The sequence below is a fragment of the Candidatus Merdisoma sp. JLR.KK011 genome (assembly GCF_036941125.1).
Classification (GTDB): Bacteria; Bacillota; Clostridia; order Lachnospirales; family Lachnospiraceae; genus Laedolimicola.
Map to the genome: position 1 here is coordinate 1455731 of NZ_JAYWSZ010000004.1, position 20342 is coordinate 1476072.

Sequence of the window (20342 nt, forward strand, 5' to 3'; positions counted from 1 at the left end):
TTTAGTTGCCTCCTTTCCGGGCTGCGGCTTTCCGCTTTTCAAAGAGAATCCAGTTTTTGATGGTTGGAAATGCGATGGCCAGGGCTACGATGACGGCGGTTATGAGCCGTAAGCCTTGAACAGGCATTATTTTTGTGTACAGCACGATGGCGTAGATGAGCCGGTAGATTGCAGAACCGATGATGGCGGCTATGGCGCCTTTGATTATGGTGCGGCGGCCGAGCAGGGTTTCTCCTATGATAAGGCAGGCCAGGCCGATGACTACGATGCCGGTTCCGCCGTTGATGTCGGCTGCGTTCTGGTACTGTCCCACCATGGCGCCGGAAAGAGCGGTCATGGCGTTGGCAATACACAGGCCTACGGTGATGGTGAAAGCCGGATTAATGGAAGAGGCCCTTACCATATCCATGTTGTCGCCTGTGGCGCGGATGGAGAGACCAAGACGTGTTCCCAGGAACAGGATCAGCAGAGTGCCCATAAAGATGGTGATAAATCCGGCCAGGATGGCTTCGTTCCAGGCTCCGCCGATGCCGGTGTTTTTAAAGAGGGTGAATATAGTTTCGGATTTCAGGAGACTTACGTTGGCGCTCCAGCCCATGACCATGAGATTGACGGTGTAGAGTCCCATATTGGTGACAATTCCGGCCAGTATGGAGGGAACGCCGAGCTTTGTCTGAAGAAAGGCGGTTACAAAGCCGGCGGCCATTCCTGCCAGCATGGCGGAGGGGATGGCGAGGAGCGGATGGCCGGAGGCGGCCAGGGTTACGGATACGGCGGCACCCAGAACAAAGCAGCCGTCTGTGGTCAGATCTGCAATATCCAGAATGCGGTAGCTTAAGAACAGAGCCATGGCCACCAATGCATAGAGAAAGCCCAATTCCAGGGCTGTTTGTGTAATGTACAGCATACTTCTCCTTTCCTAGATCTGCACATATTGTCTGTGCATAGAAGGATACCCTGCTGGTATTTCATTCATGCATACCCGCAGGGTATCGCTGTCTGCGTTACTGTTCACTCCGTGACCAGTAACCTATCTGCCTCATAGAGACTTTTTGACTAGCAGTTTGTATCGGAAATTAGTGCAGCGATGCACTAGTCCTCGGTGGTTATAACTTCAACAACCTCTCCCATTTCGGAAAATACGGAATAATCAATGTTCAGAACCTCGGCGGTTTCCGTATTTACGGTGATGATACCGCCCTCGGCCAGATAGAAATCTTCCATATCGGCCATTCCGTTTACGATAGCGTCAAAAGCAAGGTCTGCAGTCTGTGTTCCCAGATCCGTGTAGTTTACGCCGCAGGTGGTGAAGGCTCCGTTGCGGACGAAGGAATCGGCTCCTGTGTAGTGGGGGATGCCGGCCTTTGCCAGATCTTCGTAAATGGCAAGCTCGGAGGCCATAATTACGTTGTCGGTGGGAGTGAAGATGGCGTCTACGCCTTCTGCAATTAAGGCGGAAGCGCAGGCGATTACTTCGTCACTGGCTGCGGCAGGCTGCTCGCTGTAGGAGATGCCTTTGGCTTCCAGATATGCCTTTGCCTCGGCTATGGGAGTGGTGGAGTTTGCCTCAGACTGGGAGTAGAGAAGGCCTACCTTCTGAATATCCGGGTTCTGTGCAAACATCATATCTAGGATAAAGCTTGTATTCAGTGCGTCGCTGGTTCCTGTTACGTAGTCGATATCTACGACTCCTGCCTCTGCCGGATCAGAGATGGCGGCAAAGATAACGGGAGTTTTGGTATCCTCTGCGCAGGAAACCATGACTTGTGCGGCTAAGGTGGCGATGGGAACGATTGCATCTACCTCGTCTGCGATGAGCTGATCGCCGATCTGCTTTAAGGTGGACTGGTCGCCCTGGCCGGAATAGATCTCATGGGTAATGGTGATGCCTTTTTCAGAGGCGATGGCGTCAAGCCGGGCTGCGACTGCATTTGCAATCTCATCCAGGGAAGCGTGATCCATCTGCTTTACGATTGCGATGTTATAGGAATCCTTGGCGCCTTCGGCTGAAGGTGCCTCGCCCTCCGGGGTTTCTGTTTCGGTAGGAGCACCGGTTGATTCTTCCGGCGCCGCGGGTTCATCTGCTTTGCCGGAGCAGCCAAGCATGGAGCAGGCAAGTACGAAAGCGCATCCGAGAGCCAGTAATTTTTTCATAGTCATCTTCTTCATAATTTTTTCTCCTTTTCTTCTACGAGGTTTTCAGGTCAGGTGGCAGATGAGGAACTAAGTTTTGCCAGAATCACAGTTCCAAAGAGTGTTTATCAGCGGTGAATCGTCGGGCAGGCCCGAAAACGCAGAGCGTTTCCGGGCTTTGCGGCTGTCGCCGCATGCCTAAAAAATTCAAGCACCCGGCGACATGCGAGCATCCCGCCGGGTGCCTGAATTTCTTAGGCGCCCGGCTCATAGCTGGATAAAAAAACGCTTCTGTCCCTTATATGGGACAAAAGCGTAAACTTCTGCGATACCACCCAAATTGACATTCCATATGGAAATGTCCACTCGCTTACACGTACCATCATACGTGCCCCGATGGATAACGGGTGGGGTCCCGTCAGCCCCTACTGGAAGTATCGTTTCCTTCGTTCAAAGCTGCCCTCCGAAGCCCATTCGCTGACTGCTTCACGCTCCCATCCCACCGCCGGGAGCTCTCTGTAGATCCGCTTTGGCCAGTTACTCTTCTTCTTCACAGGTTTCACTTATATTGCGTTACTGGTATTATATGCACAGGGAGGGAGATTTGTCAACAATTTTTTTGGAAAGAGCGGCAGATGCAGCCTATCAAGTTACTGGTCACGGAGTGAACGGTATCCCTATCAATAAGTGTTGCTGTTTACTCTGTGACCAGTAACTTTATATAATCAGCTGTCGATACCGATTCACACATGCCAGGATCTCCTGACGTCTGGGGCGGGCCAGGGAGGAGCGTACATCTCCGCGCTCGAAAAGCCCTTCCAGACCCTGGGTATCCAGCAGCGCTTCCAGCTGATCCGCCAGAGCCGCCATATTTTTCTTTCCGTCCATCGTCTGCAGCTGCAGATATTTGAGCAGGCAGGCAAGGGCCATGGTCTGCTCGCTGTCACGAAGCTGTTCCAGATAGCGAAGCTCCACGGCGTCGCGTCCGAGAAGCAGTTCATGGGTTCCCATGGCTTTCAGTTTCAGGCGGTCATCCCGTTTCACGGCGGCATTTGCCTTGGGGCAGCGGTTGGCCGAGTAGGTGGGGAATTTACCCTGCCTGGCGGAAAATACGGGAAATGCCGCTGCTGCTTCCTTTGCGCGCCCGGTAATATCATAGGGCACATACTCCTTCATTTGAACCACCGTGTCGGCCACATGGAAATAGGATCCGGAGCTTCCGGCCACAATTACGGAGGAAATGCCGAAATCTTCATAAAGACTGCGCACACGCTCAATAAAGGGAATGATAGGTTCTTCTTCGGGGGCTACCACCTGCTGCATCAGCTTGTCGCGTATCATAAAGTTGGTAGCAGAGGTGTCCTCGTCAATGAGCAGAAGCGTACTGCCGCTCTCCATGCTTTCCATGAGATTAGCTGCCTGGGAGGTACTTCCGCTGGCATCCTCCGTGGAAAAATGCCTGGTATCTCTGCGTCCCGGAAGCTGGCGGATAAAGGGAGAGATATCCACGCCTGTTACGCTTCTCCCATCCTCGGAGCGCAGCTTCCAGGCGCTTTCATCCGTGATAACCAGTTCCCGGCCGTCGCCGCCGATGTGATTGTAGACGCCGTACTGGAGCGCCTGGAGCACCGTGGACTTTCCGTGATAGCCGCCGCCCACAAAGAGGGTAATGCCTTTGGGGATTCCCATGCCCATTACAGGTCCCCTGTTGGGAAGGTTCAGGGTTACCTCCATGGAAGCCGGCGACTGAAATGCCACGGCATCCTGCATAGGCCGATCGGAGACGCCGCTCTGCCGGGGCAGGACGGAGCCGTTCGCAAGAAAGGCGCAGAGTCCCAGAGCCGGAAGCTGTTCCCGGATATACTGCTGATCTTCGCAGAGCTCAATAGCTGCCTTTAAGCGGTTTTTGTTGATTTTCTGGAAGTAAAGGCTTGCGTGGACACAGTCCGGAAGAATGTCGAAGAGCATTTTCTCAAGCTCTCTGGCGTCAATGGTCCGCCCCCTGGCCGGAAATCCCGCCTCAAAGCGAAGGGTTACGCTGCCCTCCTGTACCCGGCAGGCCGTCCGCTCCAATACTTCCTGGCCGCAGCGGGAGGCGCCGAGAAGTCCGCTCTTTCCGGAGCCCTTGGCCTGCTTGCTTCCGGAGGCAAGCTGCGCAGCAAAAAGCCGGGTCAGATGATCCTGTAAGGTGATGCGCTTTGGGTAGGTGTCATAGTACTCAGCCGGAAAGCCAGCCTTCTTTCCGGATACAAGAACCGACAGCCGGGAGGGGGATGCAAAAGGATCTCCCTGTACATGGTCAATGGAAAGGACAAAGCTTCCGAAGTCGTACTGTCCTTTCAGATCTTTATAGGCCGGATAACTCCGGTGATCGATAGAGCGAAGGTTCGCCCGCAAATCCTGTGATGATTTCATAAAGGTATGCTCCTCGTCTTAAAATAGAATGTTATTCATAGGCTTTTGCCCTTGGGCAAAAAACAAGGTTGAAAGGTTTTACGTAATTTATTGTAAATCAGAACAAAATTCCGGTCAATGAAAACATTGTTTTTTCGGATTCAGGCTCGTATAATGAAAACGGAAAATGCCAGTGCAATATTATATAGAACAGAATTCTGGAAGATACAAGCATAAATAGTAAAATTATGTTAGAAAAAATGAAAAAGCAACCCTGGGTTTACAAATTTCAAAGCGCACTTGGTGGTTGACAACCGGAAAAAAGCCTAAAATAAGCACATACCCGAGGGGATATGTACATGTACAGCGATAATATTACGGAACTGGAAACAGTAATATTCCTTACAATGCACAAATCGATTTACAGGCACATGTTTTTTGTGACTGGAAATTGATTTCATACTGGTGTATTGTAAGGAATATTACGGAACTGGAAACAGTAATATCCCTCACAGTGCACAAATCGATTTACAGACACATGTTTTTGTGGCTGGAAATTGATTTCATACCGGTGTACTGTGAGGGATATTACGGAACTAGAATAGAAAGGATAAGTATGATTTTAGCAGATAAAATAATTGCACTGCGCAGGCAGCGCGGATGGTCTCAGGAGGAACTGGCCGGGCAGCTCGGTGTATCCCGGCAGGCAGTTTCCAAGTGGGAGAGCGCCTCAGCCATACCGGATCTGGAGCGGATTTTGAAAATGAGCCAGATTTTTGAGGTAAGCACAGACTACTTATTAAAGGAAGAACTGGAGGAACTGGAGATTTCGGCAGATGGAGGGACAGAGCCGGAGGAAGGGGGAAAAAGCGTATCCCTGGAGGAAGCTTCCTCTTTTATGGAACAGAAGAAACGCCATGCCTTGTCGCAGGCAATAGCAATTGCAGCTTACACGCTGTGCCCGGTGTTTTTGATTTTCCTTGCCGGCTATTCGGAGCTTGCCTCGGCCCAGATTACCGAGGAAGCGGCGGCAGGAATCGGTCTGGTGGCCTTACTTCTTATGATAGGAGTGGCAACGGTTGTAGTTGTTCTGAACGATGCGAAGCTGGAGAAATATGAGTACCTGAAAAAAGGGAATTTCCGCCTTCAATACGGTGTGGAGGGAATTGTCAAAAAGCGTCAGGAAGAAATAGGCGTTTTTTACAGGACTTGTGTTGCGGCAGCAACCTTTCTGTTCATAACGGCGGCGCTTCCTATCTTTCTGGTAATGATTTTTCTGGGAGAAAATGATTTCTTCAGTGTGATTGCCGTAGATGTTATGCTGCTGCTGGTGGCTGTGGGGGTATTTTTGATTGTCTGGTCTGGAGAAGAATGGAGCGCCTGCCAGATCCTCCTTCGAGAGGGAGAATTCACCCCGGAGGAACAGTCGAGAAAACCGGTTTTTAAAATTTACTGGTGCGTGGTAACGGCTCTTTATCTGGGAATCAGCTTTTGGACCTTTGACTGGCATAGAACCTGGATGATCTGGCCCTGCGCCGGTGTGCTGTCCGGAGCCCTTCGTGTGATTCTGCGCATACAAAGAGATGCAAAAGAGTAATCCGTATGCTGCGAGGGCCAAGTACCCAGCAGCTTGCTATGAAGTATTTGGTTTACCGAACGTTATACTAGTAGTCCGTACCGGAAATCCTTGTGCATATTTCCGATACGGACTACTAGACATACGGTGTCAGGTTTTGTATGATAATATCATAAAAAACGAAAACAGACAGTCAGAATTTACAGGAGTCTGGCAGGAGGGGACAGTATGGCGTCTAAATTAGAATTTGTTGAGTATGCGGCAGATCAGATGGGGGCGGCAGGTGAGATTACGTACCGGAAGATGTTCGGCGAGTATGGAATTTACTGCGACGGAAAAATTTTTGGAGTTATCTGCGAGGATCAGTTATTTGTGAAAATCACGGAGGGCGGAAGAAAGCTCTGGCCGGATCTGGAGGAGGGGAGTCCCTATCACGGGGCTAAGCCGCATTTTTTGATTGAGGAGTTGGAGGATCGGGAGCGGCTTGCCGAACTGGTGCAGGTGACCTGCAGGGAGCTTCCCATGCCGAAACCGAAGAAAAAGAAGGGAGCTGCAGATGGAACGAAAGGCGCAAAGTAAGAAGCTGGACTATAAAAAAGAGTTTCCGGATTTATACCTGCCCAAAAAGAAGCCAATGGTGATTGAAGTGCCGCAGATGACATTTATTATGGTGGAGGGAAAGGGCGATCCCAATATCTCCGCCGCATATGCAGATGCGCTGTCCCTTCTCTACGGCCTGTCCTTTGGAATTAAAATGAACTTAAAATTCGGAAAGGTGCCCAGGGATATTTTTGAGGGGATGTGTGCGGAGGAAGGCTCTGCAATTCTGGAGGGGAATTATGTGGTGCCGCCTTTGGAAGGGCTCTGGTGGACGGAAAACGGGCGTGAGGCATTTGACGGAAGGAATCTGGCGGATAAAGGTGCCCTTTGCTGGTTTTCCATGATCCGCCAGCCGGACGAGGTGACAGAGGAGCTCTTTGCGTGGGCCAAGGAGGAGCTTGGGAGGAAGAAACCGGAACTGGATCCTTCGGCGGCGAAGCTGGTAAGATATGAGGAAGGGCTGTGCATCCAGCTTCTTCATGTGGGGCCTTATGATACGGAGCCTGTCTCTCTTGAGCTTTTGGAGCAGTTTGCTGCAAAAGAGGGCTATGCGGAGGATTTTCAGATGGGCGCGCCGGAAGCCGGAAAAGGGAGGTACCACCATGAGATCTATCTGGGAGATCCAAGGAAGACGGCCCCAGAGCGGTTAAAGACGGTACTCCGGCATCCGGTGCGGAAAAAATAAGACGGGATTTTTGAAGGAGGCAGTCGGATATTGGGCTGGGCGGCTGTTATTAGAAAGCCAAGAGGGGGAGTCTGAACTTTTAGCAGCAAAGTAAAGACTCTCCAGTTAAGGAGAGCCTTTTAGAAAAAGCTATGCGCCAATGCCCGCTCTGCGAGCTAGATCACGGTAATAGTATATGCAGATATGGAAAAGGAGTTGCATGAAACAACTCCGTTTCCTAGAAAAGCCTTACGGCCAATGTCTCTTGCGAGACTAGATAACTTATTTATTCTATGTCTTAATTATAGCATTTCCAATAGGAAAGTCAACAAAATTTACAGTTCCAAGTGGTTTTTCAGCAGTTTTTCAACAGTGGCAAGGCATTCCGGCGTTAAGCGGCCGATCCTTCTGCCGAGCCGGGCTTTGTCAATTGTGGTGATGTCTGTTACAATAATGCGAGAGGGTTCTTTATCCAGTTTTCCATCTGCCATTTCAGCGGATGAAAGGCGCACCTGATAATTGGGATTTATTTTTGTGCCGTCGCCTTCAATGGGGAGGACGTTTACTTTTTCGCTGTAAATATTGGCTTTTTTGTTCTGGATAATGACAACAAGGTGATTTCCGCACAATTCGCTTCCAACGCCTTCCGTGATGAATGCATTGTAGATTTCGCCGCGATAAGGTTTTACAGGATGGAATTTTTTTTCGTGGGAAGATCGTAGTTTCCTGTTTTCAATGGAGTTATGGTGCATTCGACATTGTTCGGGTATGTAGCGGAGATAGGATATTGTTTTATTAACGGAAATGTGTTTAAGGCTTGTTAGGATGCCTTGGAAGGTAGAAGTCAGTGAAGATCTGTCACTGTCATTTAAGTTGTTTAAGGAATTATATTCCATATGCACCTCTGCTTGTTTTGATAGAAAGAGGATAGCATATTATGTCAGAAATTGCAATGAAGGAGAGATAGAAAAATGGGAGCCGGCAAAGTGTTTTGAGGGGAGAATATGCTTTTGGCAATGATGAAAATATAGCTTTAGCCTGATTTTTTCCGCCACCGCCCCGTGCGGTATTCCCCGTAGGAGATCAGGAAATTCACCAGCCATCCCAAGGGCACCGCATACCAGACCATGGCGATGCCGAACCGGGGAGCCATGGCAATTGCAAATGCCACACGCAGAGACAGATTGGCAAGATTTGCGATGGTGAACATTTTCATATCGGCAGCGCCCCGAAGAAGGCCGTCCGTGCACATTTTAAGGCCGATGAGGGCGAAGAAAAAGCCAATGAATCTTAAATAACTGCTTCCCGTCTCCAGGGCCTGCATTGTTCCGTCGCTTCCTAAGAAGGAGGCGATAATGGGAAAATGGAAAAGCTCCAGAGCCAGACAGAGAAGCAAGGCGAAAAAGGCTGTCAGGCAGAGAGCTGCGCGATAGCCTTTTACTACACGGTCTTCCTGTTCTGCGCCCAGATTCTGGGCAGTGTAGGAGGACATGGCATTGCCCAGTGCGGCCATGGGAACAATACAGATACTCTCCACACGCATACCGGCGGAGAAGCCTGCCAGCATCTGGGGGCCGAAGCTGTTGACCACAGATTGAACCAGCATCATGCCGATGGATACCGTGGACTGCTGGAAGATAGAGGGCAGAGCCACACGGCACATAGTGAAAAGCTCTTCTGTACTGTAAAATTTACGAACCGATTCCATCTTCGTATCCGCACCCGGATAACCCCGCAGCTCCCCAAGAAAAATCAAAAAGGATAGAAAAGCAGAAATCCCCTGGGCAATCAAGGTAGCCCAGGCTACACCGGCGATGCCAAGCCCCAGAGAGCGCACCAGATAAATGTCCAGCACAATATTAAAAATAGAAGAAAAGATCAGCAGGTACAGAGGAATCCGGGAGCGCCCCAGGGCATTGAACATAGAGGACAGCACATTGTACATAAAGAGAAAGGGCAGTCCCATAAAATAAATATTGAGATATTCTACCGTCATATCCAGAATGTCCTCCGGTGTCTTTAAGAACACCATAAACTCCCGTCCAAAAGCAAGCCCCAGGGCAGCCAGGGCCAGGCTCACCGCCAGAAAGGTGAGAAGGGCAGTTGAAACAGACTGCTTCATACGGCCGTATTCCCGTGCGCCGAAATACTGGCTGGTGAGCACGGAAGCCCCCACGCCGCCGCCGATAGCCACGCAGATAAATACATTGGTAAGGGAGTAGGAAGCTCCCACGGCGGCCAGGGCATTTTCACTTACATAGCGGCCCACAACCATAGAATCAGCCATGGTATAGAACTGCTGAAAGAGATTTCCTATGATCATGGGCAGGGCGAACAGGAACAAAGCGCGCATGGGGCGTTCCTTCAATAAATAATCTTTTTCCATTTTGTTATTCTCCGGCTTTCTACTTAAAGCTTATCATTCTGTCATAAGGTTTAGAACCTATCTATCCGGCATCCGCTTCCAGGCTGCCGGCACGCGGCCAGAAAAGAGCCTTCTTTTATCATATCCCGAACAGAACCAAATGTAACACGGAAAATGAGATTTGTCAAAAAAAGCTGTCCACACAACGCCGATAAACAAAGCTGCCCGGAATGTAGTCATTTTTAACGTAAAGAAGCTTACAAAGCCATGCTGCAATGTACAGGATAAATAAAATGCCAGGTACTTTTTCCTAGCTGTTAGGAAATTGTGTGGAAAATAAAGGAGGTGAGTTTATGTATAATAAAGCCATGCAAATGAGACAGAAAAAAATTCTTCAAATTTTAAAAGAGAAAAAGGGCTGGATCACAGGGAAGGAGCTGTCAACGATTCTCAGCGTTTCGGATCGGACCATCCGCAGCGACATGGAGCAGCTGGGAAAGACCTACAAGGGTATCATAGAATCCAGCGTGCGCTATGGCTACCGGATCAACGAGGACGTTTCGGAGAAAAGCGATTTGGACACAAGGGAGCATATCCCCCAGACCTCCGAGGAGCGATGCAAATACATCATCGAAAAATTGCTTTTCAATAAGCGGAAATTAAACATTTTTGATCTTCAATATGACATTTATGTCAGCGAGTTTACCATCAAAAATGATATGAAAAAGATTTCCGAAATGTTGGAAAAGTACGACGGCGTGGAACTGGTCAAGACGGGCAGTCACATGTATCTAAAAGGGAGTGAGGAAAGCAAACGGTTTGTTTACAAGGACTTACTTGCCAATGAGACCAGAGGAAACTTCATCAATCTCAACAAAATTGACGAGCTCTTCCCCAATTTTGATCTGATAAAGGTAAAAAATATCCTAGAAGAGATCCTGGAAAAATACAGCTACCGGGTGCGTGAGGAAACATTTCCCATGCTGATGATACACGTAGGCGTGTCCATTCAGAGAATGATGGACTACAACTATGTGGAAACCAACCGCTACCGCAGTGAGATAAGGGATACTCTGGAATATAAGATTGCCATGGAGTTTTTCACAAGGGTGACAGCCTCCCTTTCCTTTGACTTGAACGAGAACGAGGTCGTCTTATTTGCAAATCTGCTTATAGGCAGACAGAGAAGCACACTGTTTGAGAAGGAGGACTATCTGGCGCAGGCGGAGGAGCTGATGCTGAAAATCGTAAGCATGGCCCGGCAGAGGTATGACATAGATTTTTCGGCAGATATGATCTTTAAGGACGGCCTGGTCCTGCATCTACAGAATCTTCTGGAGCGGATACAGCTTGGGGTGGTTGTCTCCAATATCTGTCTGGCGGAAATAAAAAGAACCTATCCTCTGGTATTTGAGATGAGCGTGTTTATCGGCCACATTATTGAGGAATACACGGAAACCTCCATTTCGGAGGATGAGATCGGGTTCCTGGCCATCCATCTCGGTGCGGCCTATGACCGGCTGAATATCAAATATTATTACCATGTAGTTTTGATCCAGCCGAACAGCAACACTATGTCAGGGGCGTGCAGCGACAAGATTCTGGAGCGCTTCGGAGAGCGGATTGTCATAGACACCATACTGGCTTACTACGAAGCGCCGGTGATTGAAAGCCTGCATCCGGATTTGATTATTTCCACCATACCGCTCAGCCACAAGCTGGATATACCAACCATTGTTATCAGCATGTTTGTCAATACCAGCGATGAGTATAAGATTTTCAAGGCTGTCACAGACCTGGATAAGCAGCATTACAAAAAAGAATTCGACAATTTTATCAAATGTCTGATTCTGGAGGAGTATTACTATTACAATCTGGACTGCGATACCTATGAGGATGTAATCAACTATATGTGCGACCGCATGTATGAGGGCGGAAGGGTGGATGAAACCTTCAAGGAATCCACCTTTGACCGGGAGAAGATGGCGTATACCTCGTTCAGCTACGGCTATGCCATACCCCATGCCCTGAACTACTCGGCCATCCAGTCTACCATGAGCATTGCCATTCTGAAAAAGCCGGTTTCCTGGGGCGACTACCAGGTGCATATGGTACTGCTGCTGGCTGTCCGGGAGGACGAGAAAGAGCTTTTAAAGATTTTCTTTGACTGGTTCGGGAATATCTGCGATGACACACTGCTGTTATCCAAAGTCCGGGAAGCAAAAACAGCAAAGGCCTTTGTGGAAATGATTGAATAAAGGAAGGTGTGCCGAAGCGGCTTTACCTTTTAGTGCCGTCGCGCAGCGACTTAAAATAGGAGGTCTTATGAGAGGAAAACAAAAGTTTGAGCCTGCACCGGCTCCCTGGAACCGAAGGGGATTTGCCTATCTGATTGACGGGTACATTGGCTCAGCCTTCAGTGTGATTCCGGTGGGCCTTCTGTGGAACATGCTTACGGGAGAAGAAGTTATCAATACGGATTTGATGTTGTTCGATGCTCCTTATGGATGGCTTGCGGGATTTCTCGGACTGGTGTTCGGCGTCATTTATTATTACATAGTTCCCTTATGGGGATGGAAGGGGCAGACCCTCGGAAAAAAACTTATGAACCTTCGCATTGTGGGGGAGGACAACAATCCCCTGCCGGCAGGCCGCCTTGCCGTAAGGCAGCTTGCAGGAGTGATGCTTTTGGAGGGAGCCTTTCTGCTCACCGGGCAGTATGCGGTGCAGATGCTTGCCATGCTGACTCTCGGGGCGGCCGGAAAGGCGCTTAATTACCTGCTGTTCGGCGTATTTCTTATCTCCGCATGGCTTGCCTTTCGGGACGGGAAGGCGGCGCATGATATCTGGGCCGGCAGTAAGGTGATTGACGATAAATAATAAAATAGAATGGAGGAACTTGGTGTATGGAAGAAATGGAACTGATTTGTTTTAAGATTATCTCCGCAGTAGGAGAGGCAAAGAGTGACTACATCTCTGCTCTGGAGGCAGCCAAGAAGGGCGACTTTGCGAAGGCGGAAGAGGCAATGAAGCATGGAGATTCCTGCTATGTAAACGGACACAAGGAGCATGCGGAGCTGATCACCAAGGAAGCAGGCGGCGAGCGGACAGAAGTTTGCCTGCTTCTGATGCATGCAGAGGATCAGCTGATGGCTGCGGAGACAATTAAGTTACTGGCTTCCGAGCTGATAGAGCTTTATAAGAAATAAAGAAAAAGGAAAGAAAGGAGGAAAAAACCATGAAAAGATTTTATTTATTCTGTAATGCAGGAATGTCTACCAGCCTTCTTGCAAGCAAGATGCAGAAAACGGCGGACGCCCATGAGCTTCCCATTGAGATCAAGGCATTCTCAGATACACATATGAGCGATGTTGTAAATGAATTCAATCCGGAAGTGATTCTCCTGGGACCCCAGGTAAAGCATCTGTATGACAAGGTAAACGAGCGTTACGGACAGGATCACATCGTTGCTGTGATCGACAGCACTGACTATGGCAACATGGACGGTGAGAGAGTACTAAAGAAAGCAATGAAGCTTTACAAAGAAAGTAGAGGGAAATAAGTTATGATGCAAAAACTTGAAAAGTTCTTGATGCCCATTGCGAATGCGCTGTCCAAGAACAAGGTACTGTCTGCAATTCGCGACGGTTTTCTGATTACGGTTCCTATCACCATTGTAGGTTCTATTTTCCTGCTGATAGCCAACTTCCCGTTGGAGGGCTTCCTCTCTATGATGACCTCCATCTTCGGAGAAGGCTGGGATGCATACCTGGGAAGAGTGTCCGCCATCGCTTTTGACTGCGTGGCTCTTCTGGGCGTCTTAAGTATCGGTTATTGCTATGCAAGGGAAAAAGGACTGGAGAATCGAATCGGCGGCGCTGTGGTAGCGCTGGTATGCTTTTTGATTATCACACCCCAGAAAGCATTTGTGGAGGTAGAGGGTGCCGCAGAAGCCGCATCTTTCAGCGGATTCCAGTTTACCTTCCTGGGAACGGCCGGAATGTTCCTGGCTATGATTACGGCGATTCTGTCCGTTGAGATCTACGCATGGGCTATCCGTAAAAAGCTCGTGATTAAGATGCCCGACGGCGTGCCCCCTGCAGTTATGGAATCCTTTGCTTCTCTGATTCCTTCTGCCATTGCCATGACTGTATTCTTTGTAGTAGGCATTATTTTTGACCACACTTCATTTGAGTATGTGCATTACTTTATTTACCGTGTGCTCCAGGCGCCCCTGGTGGGACTTGGCAGACTGTCCGGATTTGAGGTAATCTATCAGTTCCTGTCCACGCTGTTCTGGTTCTTCGGAATCAACGGCCCGGCTGTAACCAACACCATTTTCAGCCCCATCCATAAGGTGCTGACGGTGGAGAACTACGAGGCAGCCCAGGCGGGACTTGAGATGACCAACATCTTTACGGCAGGTTTCTCCGATTTCTTCTGCAACTTCGGAGGCGGCGGATCGACCCTGGGCCTTGTCATTATGATGGCCTTCCTTGGAAAGTCCAACCGTATGAAGACCTTAGGAAAGCTGTCTCTGCCGGCAGGTATATTCGGAATCAACGAGCCGTTGATTTTCGGTCTTCCGATTGTATTGAACCCACTGATGGCTATTCCGTTCATCCTTGCGCCGGTTGCAAATACGATTATCGGTTATGTGGCCACGGTAACGGGAATTATGCCGATTACCCTGGGAGTGCAGCTCCCCTGGACCTGTCCCATCTTCTTCTCGGGATTCCTGGTGACCGGTTCCATCATGGGATCTGTCGTCCAGATTGTGCAGCTCGCGGTAGATATCCTTATCTACTATCCATTCTTCAAGCTGCTTGACAAGCGCTACCTGGATGATGAGAGCAAGACAAGCGATAAGACGGATGAATTAGACGATCTGTCCTTTGACGACCTGGAGTTTGACTGAGAAAATTCAGTGACATAAAAAAGAAAGGGCTGTCGAAAAACAAGGCAGCCCTGACAAAAAACAGTATTATCGGTTGGACGGTAAAGTCGCAAAGACACACGAGAGGAACTTTTATGAGTGTCCTTTCGAATAAAAGTTTCTCTCGCTACAGGTGTGTTGAAGTGACTTTACCCTTTAGTGCTGTCGCGCAGCGACCAGGTAAAGTCGCAAAGACACACGAGAGGAACTTTTATGAGTGTCCTTTCGAATAAAAGTTTCTCTCACTACAGGTGTGTCGAAGTGACTTTACCCTTTAGTGCTGTCGCGCAGCGACTACAAATAGGAGGCAGAGTATGAATATCGTATTAATTTTTGATCAGGGTCTGGCAGGAGCCGGAGGGAAGTCCAATCCCAACGTAGGACTGACAGCCGTAAAAGGCGGAATCGGCTCAGCCTTAATGATGGAATCCCACCTGGATAAGATTGGAGCCAAGGTAGCGGCGACCCTCTACTGCGGCAACGAGTATTTCCTCAACAACCAGGAAGAGGTTGTGACAAAAATGACAGCCATGGTAAAGAAGGTAAAGCCGGACTTCGTAGTCTGCGGCCCCTGCTTTAACTTTCCCGATTACGCCAAGATGGCAGCCATGATTTCAGCGTTCATCCTGGAGAAAACGGACATCAAGTCCTGTGCCATGATGTCGGTGGAAAACGGGGAGACCATTGCGGATTACAAAGACAAGACACCCATTGTAAAGATGCCGAAAAAGGGCGGAACCGGTTTGAACGACAGCTTTTCGGATCTGTGCGATCTGATAAAGGCAACAGTGGAAGCCTCCGGCGATCTGGAAAGCATCAAAGAGCGTGTCTGCTATTAAAAAAAAGAACTGTGCAGGCCATTTTGCCACAGTTCCCAACAAATCAAAAGGGGTTGGTGGTGCCGGAAAAACCTTAGGGTTTCCCTTCGGCATTTCCGGCCCCTTAAAAGGAGAAGTATGAACACAGAAAGATTGAAAAGATTATGCGGCAGCTTCGGGGTCAGCAGCGGAGAGCAGGCGGCAGCCCATATCCTCCAGGAGGCTTATAAGCCTCTGTGCGACGAGCTGAAGTATGACCGCTTAGGCTCTGTATTTGCCATAAAAAGGTCAAAGAATCCCAAAGCGGCTACCCTTATGCTTGCATCTCCTCTGGACGAGGCAGGACTGATGATCTCAGAGGTGAAAAAGGATGGGACACTGGCCTTTATCCCCTTGGAGAGCATTGCTCCCGCTTCCCTGCTCCATCAGCGCGTGCGCATTCTGACCAGGGAGGACACTTATATTGACGGCGTCATCGGCATGGACAAAAAGACACTGGAGGATTCCTGCGAAGTCAAGAGTGCGGAGGATCTCTTTATCACCTGCGGCCTAAGCGGACAGGAGGCAATGGAGCGGATACACCCGGGAGACCTGGTCGGCTATGCAAGTGCATTTGCAGAGCAGGAAGGGATTGTGATGGCAAAGGCTCTCTTTCCCAGGGTATTGAATGAGGTTACGCTGGAGCTTTTGGAGAAAATGAAGGATGAGGAGCTTGACTTCCATCTGGCAGCAGGCGGCGTTGCCCAGTCTGTCATCGGATACCGGGGAACCAAGACGGCTGCCTACGTGATTCGGCCGGATGCAGCCATTGCCCTTACGGGATTTGACACGGCAAAGAGAAAGGTTCAGCTGGGGGATAAAGTGATTCTTGGCTACTACGATCGGCAGATGCTTCCGTCCCAGGCTCTTCTCAGGGATTTTGCCGGGCAGGTGGAGACGAAGGAGCATTTCGGCCTTCTGGGAAATGACGGCTCCTTTATCCATAAGACCTTAAAGGGAACGCCCAGCATCAGCGCAGGCATTGCGGTGGATCATCTGGGAAGTGCAAATGAGATCTGCAGGACAAGTGACGCAGACGCTCTGGTGGACGCACTGGTTTTCTATCTGCGCACCTTGGATTCGGAAAAGATTATGGGATTTGGAATGGGTGACGTGCATGGTTGATTTAGAAAAATTGGAACGGATATGCGGCGCTCCGGGTATTTCCTCCTTTGAGCAGGAAATCGGCCGTATTCTGGAGGAAGAGTATAGAGAGCTTGGCCTTATTTGCCAAAAGGACGGTCTTGGAAGCGTCATTGCCGTAAAATGCGGGGATAGGCCGGGACCGAAAATGATGATTGCCGCCCATATGGATGAAGTGGGATTCATGGTGGAGGCCATTGACGAGAATGGGTTTCTGAAGCTGCGCCCGGTGGGAAGCTGGTGGAGCCATCTGGTTCTTGGGCAATGGTATACGGTTGTTACAAGGGACAATGGCCGCTATCCGGCTTTGATGGGAAGCATGGCGACCCACGGGCTGCCGGCGGAGATTCGGAATAAGACGGTTTCCATGGAGGACGTGTACCTGGACTTGGGTGTGGAGAACCGAGAGGAGGTTCTTGCCCTGGGGATTGCCGTGGGGGACATGGTGGTTCCCTGGACGCATTTTGAGGTGATGCAGAATCGGAAATATGTGTCCTGTAAAGCTTTTGATGACCGGATTGGGAATTATATTATGCTGGAAGCGGCCAAAAGGCTTCGGGATGCGGCGCATACGCCTTTATACCTGGCCAATACGGTTCAGGAGGAGCCGGGGCTTCGGGGAGCGAGGACGGCGGTAGAATGGTCGCATCCGGATATTGCATTTGCGATTGATACCACACTGGCCGGGGACACGCCGGCGAACCAGAATATATGCTCTCTGGGGAAGGGCGTGGTGCTTTCCATGATTGATTCCAATTCCATTGCGCCCAGGAAGCTGGTGCGGTATGTGGAAGGGATCTGCGAGAAGCATCAGATTGCTCATCAGTATGCAGTGTTCAATAAGGGCGGAACGGATTCGGGAAATATTCATAAGGCTTTTGACGGCGTTCTGAATATGACCTTGTCTATTCCTATCCGGTATATGCATACGAATCACAGTATGATCCACACGGATGATGTGGAGGCTTGCATCCGGCTGGTGTGTGAGCTTGTGAAGGATATGAGCGGGGAGATTTTTGAGAGACTGCTATAGAGTGTACGGTAAAGCCGCAAAGGCGCACGAGAGGAACTTTTATGCGTGTCCTTTCGAATAAAAGTTTCTCTCATAACCGGTGTGTCGAAGCGGCTTTACCCTTTAGTGCTGTCGCGCAGCGACTTAAAACAGTAATATCCATCAAAGTACACAAATCGATTTACAGACGCATGTTTTTTGCGGCTGGAAATTGATTTCAAACCCGTGCACTTTGAGGGATATTACGGAACTGAAATAGGAGGGTGATATCGATGTATGGAATTATAGCTACCTGGAGAATGGCGAAGGAAGGAATTGAGCTTGCGGACGAGATGCTGAAAAAGGGAGAGGTTTCCGGAAAGGCCATTGAAACTGCCATCAAGGCGGTGGAGGATTTTCCGTATTACAAATCAGTGGGCTACGGCGGCCTGCCGAATGAGGAGCAGATTGTGGAGCTGGACGCCGGGTATATGGATGGAGATACCATGAGCGTGGGTGCTCTGGGCGCCATCAAGGATTTTGCCAATCCCATCAGCATTGCGAAGAAGCTCAGCGAGGAGAAGGTTAATAATCTTCTGGTAGGCGCAGGAGCGGAGAAGTATGCCAAGGAAATGAAATTCGAGGAGAAGGAGATGCTCACGGATCGGGCAAAGGCTTTCTATCGTAAGCGGAAGAAGGAAATGGATCAAGAGCTGAAGCCTTACGACGGCCATGATACGGTAGGAATGGTTTGTCTGGACACTTCCGGAACAGTGACGGCGGCCACCAGTACCAGCGGCCTTTTTATGAAGCGGAGCGGCCGGGTGGGGGATTCTCCCATTGTGGGCTCGGGATTTTATGCGGATTCTGAGGTTGGCGGCGCTACGGCGACTGGTCTTGGGGAGGACTTGATGAAAGGGTGTATCTCTTATGAGATTGTCCGGCTGATGAAGGGAGGGCTTACGCCCCAGGCGGCTTGTGAGAAGGCGGTGACGGAGCTGGATCGGAAGCTTCGGGAGAAACGCGGTGAGGCTGGGGATCTTTCTGTTGTGGCTATGAACTGTAAAGGGGAGTTTGGGTGTGCGACGAATATTGGAGGATTTTCTTTTAGTGTTGCGACCCAGGAGCAGGAGCCGGTGGTTTATCTGGTTACCAGGGAAGAGGATGGGCATTGCTCTTTCCGGGAGGCGGATCAGGAGTGGCTTGAGGAGTATATGAGGGTTCGGATGGCGCCGGTGCAGGAATAAGGGGAGGTTGTGCGGCTGTCGCAAAATCAGCCATCAGTCTTTTCCGTATTCTGTGTTCGGACGATTCACGTACACTCTGTCTGCTCTGGCCGTACATTGCCTTGAAGTGTTTGTGATCATTGTTTGGAATTGAGGCAATGTCCGTCCATATCAGACAGAGTGTGCGTGAATAGCCGGACACTGGATATCGGAAAAGACTGCTGTCTGATTTTGCGACAGCCCTGTAGGTTGTTGATGGGGATTGGGTGTTGGAGTAATAGGTGAGTGTGCTGTCGCGCAGCGGATTAGAATAGGAGGTTCGGGTGAAGGATCGGATTGTGAAACGGGTGGGAGAATTGCTCCCGGAGTTGGTGGAGGATATTAAGAGGATTTGTGGTATGGATTCCAGACAGGATGCGGCTGTGCCGGGGCATCCTTTTGGGGAACGGGTGACGGATTGTCTGAATAAGGCTCTGGAGATTGCGAAGGGGCTGGGGTTTGAGACGGAGAATGTGGGGAATCAGATTGGGATTGCGTCCTGGGGGCCGGATACGGAGGATTATATTGCGTGTGTGGGGCATCTGGATGTGGTGGATGTGAATGGTGTGTGGAAGACGGATCCTTTTGTGTGTACGGAGAAGGATGGGGTTTTGTATGCCAGGGGCGTGCTGGATAATAAGGGGCCTATGTTCTGCTGTATGTATGCGCTGAAGGCGCTGGTGGATCTGGGATATGATTTTCCGATTAAGGTGAAGATTATTTTCGGGACGAATGAGGAGACGGGAATGGAGGATATGAAGTGGTATTTTCAGAATCATAAGTATCCTCTTATGGGATGGACGCCGGACTGTAAGTATCCGGTGATTTATGCGGAGCGTGGAAGGGCTGCTTTCCGCTTCTGCCTGCCGAAGGCGGAGTTCGGGGAGCTGGCTGAATTTCTCAATGGGTTTGTTTTGAATCAGAATGATCTGTCCTCTAGCCTTGGGGTGGATTATGCGGATGAGGAGTTTGGGAAGAACCAGGTGAGGAAGGTGGAGCTTTTTGAGGAGGGGGATACCTGCGGCCTGACGCTGGTTTCCAGTTATCCGGCTTCTTATTCTCTGGATACGATGAGAGAGGCTCTGCAGAAGCTTTGTACGCCTCATATGACTCTGACCTTGGATTCTAACCTGGAACCGGTGTTTTTTGACAAGAATACGTATCTGGTAAAGACTCTGGAGCAGGTTTATGAGGAGATTATGCAGGAGGACGGAAGCGCGGTGACGACCACGGGAGGCAGCTATGCGAAGGTGGTGAAAAATATTGTGCCCTTTGGGCCGAGCTTTAAGGGGCAGAAGGGGATCGGGCATATGCCGGATGAGTGGATGCGTATCTGTGATATTGAAAAGAATGCGCAGATTTATGGATATGCATTTTACAAACTGATGGAAGGGCTGGGTTCGAAGTAACTGGAAGAA

At 49.8% G+C, this 20342-nt stretch carries 18 protein-coding genes and 1 other annotated feature; of the genes, 13 read left to right on the forward strand and 5 right to left on the reverse strand.

Features of this window, described 5'->3' with window-relative positions:
• Position 1: 1 nt before the first annotated feature.
• From VV089_RS20860 to VV089_RS20870, 3 genes are all read right to left on the reverse strand, one after another.
• Positions 2-907, reverse strand: coding sequence for an ABC transporter permease (locus VV089_RS20860; protein WP_334337242.1), 906 nt, complete (start codon positions 905-907; stop codon positions 2-4).
• A 185-nt stretch (positions 908-1092) separates the two neighbouring features.
• Entirely contained in the window at positions 1093-2169 is a 1077-nt protein-coding gene (locus tag VV089_RS20865; RefSeq protein WP_172544417.1) for an ABC transporter substrate-binding protein, read from the reverse strand.
• 264 nt (positions 2170-2433) lie between these two features.
• Positions 2434-2696 (reverse strand) — a binding site (T-box leader).
• Between the two features lie 154 nt (positions 2697-2850).
• On the reverse strand, positions 2851-4548 hold the full coding sequence (locus VV089_RS20870) for an ABC-ATPase domain-containing protein (protein WP_334337243.1): 1698 nt from the start codon (positions 4546-4548) through the stop codon (positions 2851-2853).
• 595 nt (positions 4549-5143) lie between these two features.
• Between VV089_RS20870 and VV089_RS20875 the strand changes: the two genes are divergently transcribed.
• From VV089_RS20875 to VV089_RS20885, 3 genes are all read left to right on the forward strand, one after another.
• On the forward strand, positions 5144-6124 hold the full coding sequence (locus VV089_RS20875) for a helix-turn-helix domain-containing protein (protein ID WP_334337244.1): 981 nt from the start codon (positions 5144-5146) through the stop codon (positions 6122-6124).
• 207 nt (positions 6125-6331) lie between these two features.
• Positions 6332-6682, forward strand: a complete 351-nt coding sequence (locus tag VV089_RS20880; RefSeq protein WP_334337245.1) for a TfoX/Sxy family protein — start codon at positions 6332-6334, stop codon at positions 6680-6682.
• Positions 6660-7388 (forward strand): GyrI-like domain-containing protein, encoded by a 729-nt coding sequence (locus VV089_RS20885; protein ID WP_334337246.1) that lies wholly within the window; start codon positions 6660-6662, stop codon positions 7386-7388. The genes VV089_RS20880 and VV089_RS20885 overlap by 23 nt, the downstream gene beginning before the upstream one ends.
• 314 nt (positions 7389-7702) lie before the next feature.
• Here VV089_RS20885 and VV089_RS20890 read toward each other — a convergent pair whose 3' ends face one another.
• Together VV089_RS20890 and VV089_RS20895 are read right to left on the reverse strand one after the other, a co-directional pair.
• Positions 7703-8263, reverse strand: coding sequence for a type II toxin-antitoxin system PemK/MazF family toxin (locus VV089_RS20890; protein WP_334337247.1), 561 nt, complete (start codon positions 8261-8263; stop codon positions 7703-7705).
• 137 nt (positions 8264-8400) lie between these two features.
• Positions 8401-9753, reverse strand: coding sequence for an MATE family efflux transporter (locus VV089_RS20895; RefSeq protein ID WP_334337248.1), 1353 nt, complete (start codon positions 9751-9753; stop codon positions 8401-8403).
• A 332-nt stretch (positions 9754-10085) separates the two neighbouring features.
• On the opposite strand from VV089_RS20895, the gene VV089_RS20900 reads away from it, so the two are divergent.
• From VV089_RS20900 to VV089_RS20945, 10 genes are all read left to right on the forward strand, one after another.
• Positions 10086-11990 (forward strand): BglG family transcription antiterminator, encoded by a 1905-nt coding sequence (locus tag VV089_RS20900; RefSeq protein WP_334337249.1) that lies wholly within the window; start codon positions 10086-10088, stop codon positions 11988-11990.
• 67 nt (positions 11991-12057) lie between these two features.
• Positions 12058-12612: an RDD family protein gene (locus tag VV089_RS20905; protein ID WP_334337250.1), complete on the forward strand. Its 555-nt coding sequence runs from the start codon at positions 12058-12060 to the stop codon at positions 12610-12612.
• 26 nt (positions 12613-12638) lie between these two features.
• Positions 12639-12941: a PTS lactose/cellobiose transporter subunit IIA gene (locus tag VV089_RS20910; RefSeq protein WP_172544425.1), complete on the forward strand. Its 303-nt coding sequence runs from the start codon at positions 12639-12641 to the stop codon at positions 12939-12941.
• Between the two features lie 29 nt (positions 12942-12970).
• Positions 12971-13294 (forward strand): PTS sugar transporter subunit IIB, encoded by a 324-nt coding sequence (locus VV089_RS20915; RefSeq protein ID WP_172544426.1) that lies wholly within the window; start codon positions 12971-12973, stop codon positions 13292-13294.
• A gap of 3 nt (positions 13295-13297) precedes the next feature.
• The gene (locus VV089_RS20920; protein ID WP_172544427.1) at positions 13298-14650 is read left to right on the forward strand and encodes a PTS sugar transporter subunit IIC; all 1353 of its coding nucleotides are present in this window, start codon (positions 13298-13300) and stop codon (positions 14648-14650) included.
• Positions 14651-14982: 332 nt separating this feature from the next.
• Entirely contained in the window at positions 14983-15507 is a 525-nt protein-coding gene (locus VV089_RS20925) for a GrdB-related putative oxidoreductase (protein WP_172544162.1), read from the forward strand.
• Between the two features lie 117 nt (positions 15508-15624).
• Entirely contained in the window at positions 15625-16650 is a 1026-nt protein-coding gene (locus tag VV089_RS20930) for a hypothetical protein (protein WP_334337251.1), read from the forward strand.
• On the forward strand, positions 16643-17701 hold the full coding sequence (locus VV089_RS20935; protein ID WP_334337252.1) for a M42 family metallopeptidase: 1059 nt from the start codon (positions 16643-16645) through the stop codon (positions 17699-17701). Before VV089_RS20930 ends, VV089_RS20935 begins: the two co-directional genes overlap by 8 nt.
• A gap of 251 nt (positions 17702-17952) precedes the next feature.
• Positions 17953-18906 carry a N(4)-(beta-N-acetylglucosaminyl)-L-asparaginase gene (locus VV089_RS20940; RefSeq protein ID WP_334337253.1) on the forward strand — a complete coding sequence of 318 codons (954 nt, stop codon included), beginning with the start codon at positions 17953-17955 and terminating at the stop codon, positions 18904-18906.
• Positions 18907-19208: 302 nt separating this feature from the next.
• Positions 19209-20333 (forward strand): M20/M25/M40 family metallo-hydrolase, encoded by a 1125-nt coding sequence (locus tag VV089_RS20945; RefSeq protein WP_334337254.1) that lies wholly within the window; start codon positions 19209-19211, stop codon positions 20331-20333.
• Positions 20334-20342 lie beyond the last annotated feature (9 nt).

Coding starts and splice junctions, on each gene's coding strand:
- VV089_RS20905 (WP_334337250.1), top strand. CDS start 12,058: ATGAGAGGAAAACAAAAGTTTGAGCCTGCACCGGCTCCCTGGAACCGA.
- VV089_RS20935 (WP_334337252.1), top strand. CDS start 16,643: ATGGTTGATTTAGAAAAATTGGAACGGATATGCGGCGCTCCGGGTATT.
- VV089_RS20915 (WP_172544426.1), top strand. CDS start 12,971: ATGAAAAGATTTTATTTATTCTGTAATGCAGGAATGTCTACCAGCCTT.
- VV089_RS20910 (WP_172544425.1), top strand. CDS start 12,639: ATGGAAGAAATGGAACTGATTTGTTTTAAGATTATCTCCGCAGTAGGA.
- VV089_RS20895 (WP_334337248.1), bottom strand. CDS start 9,753: ATGGAAAAAGATTATTTATTGAAGGAACGCCCCATGCGCGCTTTGTTC.
- VV089_RS20860 (WP_334337242.1), bottom strand. CDS start 907: ATGCTGTACATTACACAAACAGCCCTGGAATTGGGCTTTCTCTATGCA.
- VV089_RS20865 (WP_172544417.1), bottom strand. CDS start 2,169: ATGAAGAAGATGACTATGAAAAAATTACTGGCTCTCGGATGCGCTTTC.
- VV089_RS20890 (WP_334337247.1), bottom strand. CDS start 8,263: ATGGAATATAATTCCTTAAACAACTTAAATGACAGTGACAGATCTTCA.
- VV089_RS20885 (WP_334337246.1), top strand. CDS start 6,660: ATGGAACGAAAGGCGCAAAGTAAGAAGCTGGACTATAAAAAAGAGTTT.
- VV089_RS20875 (WP_334337244.1), top strand. CDS start 5,144: ATGATTTTAGCAGATAAAATAATTGCACTGCGCAGGCAGCGCGGATGG.
- VV089_RS20925 (WP_172544162.1), top strand. CDS start 14,983: ATGAATATCGTATTAATTTTTGATCAGGGTCTGGCAGGAGCCGGAGGG.
- VV089_RS20920 (WP_172544427.1), top strand. CDS start 13,298: ATGATGCAAAAACTTGAAAAGTTCTTGATGCCCATTGCGAATGCGCTG.
- VV089_RS20930 (WP_334337251.1), top strand. CDS start 15,625: ATGAACACAGAAAGATTGAAAAGATTATGCGGCAGCTTCGGGGTCAGC.
- VV089_RS20940 (WP_334337253.1), top strand. CDS start 17,953: ATGTATGGAATTATAGCTACCTGGAGAATGGCGAAGGAAGGAATTGAG.
- VV089_RS20900 (WP_334337249.1), top strand. CDS start 10,086: ATGTATAATAAAGCCATGCAAATGAGACAGAAAAAAATTCTTCAAATT.
- VV089_RS20870 (WP_334337243.1), bottom strand. CDS start 4,548: ATGAAATCATCACAGGATTTGCGGGCGAACCTTCGCTCTATCGATCAC.
- VV089_RS20880 (WP_334337245.1), top strand. CDS start 6,332: ATGGCGTCTAAATTAGAATTTGTTGAGTATGCGGCAGATCAGATGGGG.